The organism is Candidatus Accumulibacter vicinus (assembly GCF_000584955.1).
GTDB lineage: Bacteria > Pseudomonadota > Gammaproteobacteria > Burkholderiales > Rhodocyclaceae > Accumulibacter > Accumulibacter vicinus.
In genome coordinates, this window is the sequence record NZ_JDSS02000032.1 from 69786 (window position 1) to 74269 (window position 4484).

The 4484-nt window shown below is 62.5% G+C and carries 4 protein-coding genes; all 4 read left to right on the forward strand.

Going from position 1 to position 4484, the window contains the following annotated elements; all coding sequences use genetic code 11:
* Positions 1–249, forward strand: a 249-nt coding sequence (locus CAPSK01_RS15315; RefSeq protein WP_034928518.1) for a hypothetical protein, incomplete at its 5' end; no start/stop codon positions are given.
* A gap of 13 nt (positions 250–262) precedes the next feature.
* The gene (locus CAPSK01_RS15320; protein WP_034928520.1) at positions 263–2242 is read left to right on the forward strand and encodes an adenylate/guanylate cyclase domain-containing protein; all 1980 of its coding nucleotides are present in this window, start codon (positions 263–265) and stop codon (positions 2240–2242) included.
* A gap of 487 nt (positions 2243–2729) precedes the next feature.
* Positions 2730–3710: an IS110 family transposase gene (locus tag CAPSK01_RS15325; RefSeq protein ID WP_034928523.1), complete on the forward strand. Its 981-nt coding sequence runs from the start codon at positions 2730–2732 to the stop codon at positions 3708–3710.
* Positions 3711–3849: 139 nt separating this feature from the next.
* Positions 3850–4248, forward strand: coding sequence for a DUF559 domain-containing protein (locus CAPSK01_RS15330; RefSeq protein WP_034928525.1), 399 nt, complete (start codon positions 3850–3852; stop codon positions 4246–4248).
* Positions 4249–4484: the final 236 nt, after the last annotated feature.

Genomic DNA, 4484 nt, shown 5'->3' on the forward strand with positions numbered 1-4484 from the left:
GGTTCGCTGAGCATCGATTTCGGTCGCAACACCTTCGCCACGCAGCTTGCCGTCACCGCTCAGCGCGTCGGTACCCAGGCGGTGACCGCGACTGGAACGATCGATCGGACGACCGGGGTCTTTCTCAGCAACGGCGCCGCTGACCGGGTATCCGGTGCCGTTTCACTGGATACCAGCCAGGCCGGCTATTTCTTCAGTAAATCCGTCGGGAATGGTGCCCTGATGGGTGCCACGCTCTGGCGTCGCTGAAAGAGCCGTGTCCATGACCGACCATTTCAGAGGGGTTTTCCGTCGCATCCCTTCGGCATTCACCGTGGGTTTGCTGCAGAAACCGGCGCGACTGCGACTCGCCGCGCTTTTCGCCGCGATGACCCTGACGCTGCTGGCCATTGGCCTGTCGGATTTGTCCCAATGGGACGAACTTTCGGCCAGCCTGTCCTGGCGAATGGCCGACCAGCAGGCAGTCGAACGCCGCGTCGTGATCGTCGATATCGATGAAAAAAGCATTCAGGCGATTGGCGCCTGGCCATGGCCGCGCGCTCGCCAGGCCGAGTTGCTCGAGAAACTGGACCAGGCGGGCGTCAGCCTGAAAATCCTCGACATCCTCTTCGATGGTCCCAGTCCGGACGATGCCCGCCTGTCCAGCGCCCTGGCGAGCGCGGTGCCTACGGTCATGGCGCAGCTCTTCTCCTTGTCGCCCGAGCCGGCAGTGCACAGCGGCCAACTGGCGGGTGCGCTGCCATTAACCGCCTGTCCCCGGCCGGCTGAGCGAGCTTATGGCTACATGGCCAGTGACGCCCAGTTGCGCGCTTCGCCTTTCGCCGGCCACATCACGCCGCTGGTGGACCCCGACGGCGCGATCCGCCAGGTGCCGGCGCTGATCTGTCACGACGGCAAAACCTATGCCTCGCTGGCGATTGCCGGCGTCATGGCTGCGAGTCAGTCCATTCCCGAACTGCACCCCGGCGTATCGCTGCTCGATCCGCCCTGGTGGCTTGACCTCGGCGGCGTGCGTCTGCCGCTTGACGGGGCCGGTCACCTGCGCGTCTCCTATCGGATGCCACGCGCTGGCCTGCTGGCCATTCCGGCTGCAGACGTGCTGCAGGGCAGGGCGCCGGTCGACCTGCTGCAGGGCGCCTGGGTGTTGGTGGGGGCCACCGCTTTCGGCGCTCGCGACGCCATCCCCACCCCGCAGGGACGCGCCGTGAGCGGCGTCGAGGTGCATGCGCAGTTGCTCTCGGCGATGCTCGATGATCGCACGCCCTATCGGCCACGCGGCAGCGCCCTGTGGTCCTGGCTGCTGGGTGGCCTGAGCGCGCTGCTGCTGCTCGCCGCCCTGCGCCTGGCACCACGCAGTGCAGCGCTCGTCCTGCCCATGGTGGCCCTGGCCAACATCCTGGCGATATTTGGCTTGAGCACCCTGATGCTGCTCAATCAGCACCTGTGGCTGGGCTGGGTTGCTCCCGGCGTGTTCACCGTGTTCGCTGCCACACTGCTCAGTGCCGGCGAATTTGCCCGCCTGCGCTGCGAGCGTGAGCGTCTCTACTGTCATCTGGCCAGCTACCTGCCCGAACCGGTGGCACGCCAGGTGGCCACCCAGGAGCCGAGCGCGCAGGTGCGCGCCAGACGCTGCGAAGCGACCGTGCTGCACGCCGATCTGCGCAACTTCTCCGCCTATTGCTCAGGCCGCCCGCCGGAGGAAACCGCCATGGTCCTGCATCTGTTCTTCACCACCGCCAGCCGCATCGTCGAAGCGCATGGCGGGGTGGTGGAACAGATGGTCGGCGACAGCCTGCTGGCGGTCTGGAACGGCTCGGCGCCCTGTACCGGCCATGGCGTTCGCGCCCTCGATGCCGCGGAAGAACTTTGGCGGGTCTGTACGCCGCAGTTGCCGCGCATTGCTTCACGGCATGTGCCGCCGCTGGATCTTGGCATTGGTGTGGAAACCGGCACGGTTCTGATCGGATCTTTCGGGCCGGCCGCCAGACGGACCCATGCCGTATTGGGTGAAGCAGTGACCGTTGCCACACGCCTGCAGGCGCTCACTGGCGAGTTGGCCCATCCCATCCTGATCGGTTCGGCGGTTGCCGGCACCGACCCTGAACGCGCACACCGTCTCGGCGATTTCCTGCTGGCCGGAATGACCGAGCCGCGCACGGTGTATGCGATCCCTGTAAAATATCCCAAGGGTCATCTGCGCCTCGTCTTCGACGCGGAAGCCGAGCAGCAGACCAGCGGCTGACTTCGATGCAGCGGCGTTGGCCGCTGTCGAGTACAGACCCCAGAGACCCCCCTTGTATGCTTCGTTTCATGGTTTTTGGTTCATTTGGGAGAGCATGGGAAGTGATGGCTGAAAGGGGGTCAAGAGGACCGTGGAATAAATGCGAGAGAGGTTTTTTCTCTCGCGTTTATGCCGCGAAAGCCTCTTGACGCCCTGTAAGCCAAATACGCTTGAGGCAGGGGCAGGGGATGGGTGTAGTATCCCCAGCCCCTGCCTCACGGCGAGTGCGGGGTTTGGGGCAGAGCCCCAAGGTGTGGGTCGCAGAGAGCCGCATGGATGTTGTGAAAAAGAGTTCGGAAGGCGAGGCATAGCCCGACACCCCTCTGGGATCTCAAGCCCGTGGGAGAGCACTTGGCATGCCTGGTCAGCCGTTTGTCTGAATACCGAACAGTTGCTGGTTGGCACGTGTCGCAAGAGCGTGACCTCGTATTTGCAAGGATGGCCATAGATGAACGTTTCCGAATTGATTTTTCCCGGCATTGACGTTGCCAAAGAGACTCTGGAAGTGGCTCTGGACGACAAATCCAAGACCCAATGTATTGCCAACAGCGGGACAGAGATCGGCGCCTTGGTGAACCGGCTGAAGCCGCTTGCTGAGCGAATTGGCGTGATCCTATTGGAGGCCACGGGCGGCTTTGAGCGCCCAGCGGCAGCGGCGCTCTGTGCGGCCGGTCTGCCGGTGATGGTGGTGAATCCAAGGCAGGCGCGAGATTTCGCGAAATCAATGGGATACCTCTCCAAGACGGACGCTATTGATGCGCGGGTGCTCTCACACTTTGGACGAACGCTGCACCAGTCCGCGCAGCGGGAACGGCTGTTGATGAAACTGCCCGACGCGAAGCAGGAGGCACTGGAAGCCTTGCTGGTGCGCCATAACCAGTTGGTCGCTATGCGCGTGGCGGAAGGAAACCGCTTAGCCACGAGCCATCCGTCGCAACACAAAAGCATTAAGCTTGTGCTCAAGATGCTCGATCGGCAGATTGCGGTGATTGATAAGAACACCGATGGCATGCTAAAGGAGCATTTTGCCGATAAGCTCGCGTTGTTCAAAGATTTCAAAGGAGTCGGGCCCTGCATGCAAGCGGCTCTGATGGGCGCCTTGCCTGAGTTGGGGCAACTCACCCATGCGCAGATTGGCAAGCTGGTGGGGGTGGCCCCCTTGAACGCGGACAGCGGTCGCCACAAGGGCAAGCGCATCACCTGGGGTGGTCGCGCGACAGTACGTACCACTTTATACATGGCGGCGCTGAGTGCCATACGGTACAACCCGGTGATCAAGACCTTCTATGAACGGCTGCTGGCCAACGGGAAGCTCAAAAAGGTCGCCTTGGTCGCTTGCATGCACAAGATGCTGACGATTATGAACGCCATCGTCAAATCGGGTATTCCGTGGAATCCAGAACATCAAAATGTCCCTAAAAACGCTTGACCGGGAACACAGTTGCTCTCCCCCAACCCTTCCCCCGCGAGGGGGAAGGGGAGCAGGAGGGTCGAAGGACTGCAGGAAGGTCCGGGAGATTGCTGACCACCCCTCCCCCTCGCGGGGGAGGGGTGGGGGGAGAGGGGGAATGGTTGCACACGAATTCGTCAAATCCCTGCGCCAGCACATGACCGAAGCCGAAAATCTGCTCTGGCGGCAGTTGCGAGGGCATCGGCTGAATGGGGAAAAGTTCAGGCGGCAGCAAGCGATTGGTCCGTATGCGGTGGATTTCGTGCATTTCGGTGCGCATGTCATCGTAGAAGCCGACGGTGGGCAACACAATGAATCACCAGGCGATGAAAGACGCGATGCATGGTTGAAGTCACAGGGATTCCGGGTCCTGCGATTCTGGAATCACGAGATATGGAATGACACCAAGGCCGTTCTGGAGGCGGTGCTGACTGCGGTCGAGTACAGGCAGCCCCCTCTCCCCCGACCCCTCCCCCGCGAGGGGGGAGGGGAGCAGGAGGGTCCGGAAGATCGCTGACCGCCCCTCCCCCTTGCGGGGGAGGAGCGTACATAGGGTGGGGGGCACATCACCATTCACTCAACACTTTCATTTGCACCCCATCACCATGAGCCGGTCGACCTTTTTCCACTTTTTCCCCGGCTCCATGGTCCTCTGCGGGATCGCGCTGTGGGCTGGGGCCGTCAGCCCGGTGGCAGCATCCGCGCTGGCCGCTACCTGCCCCCTCTCGTTTCCAGTCCAGTCACCCATCCAGC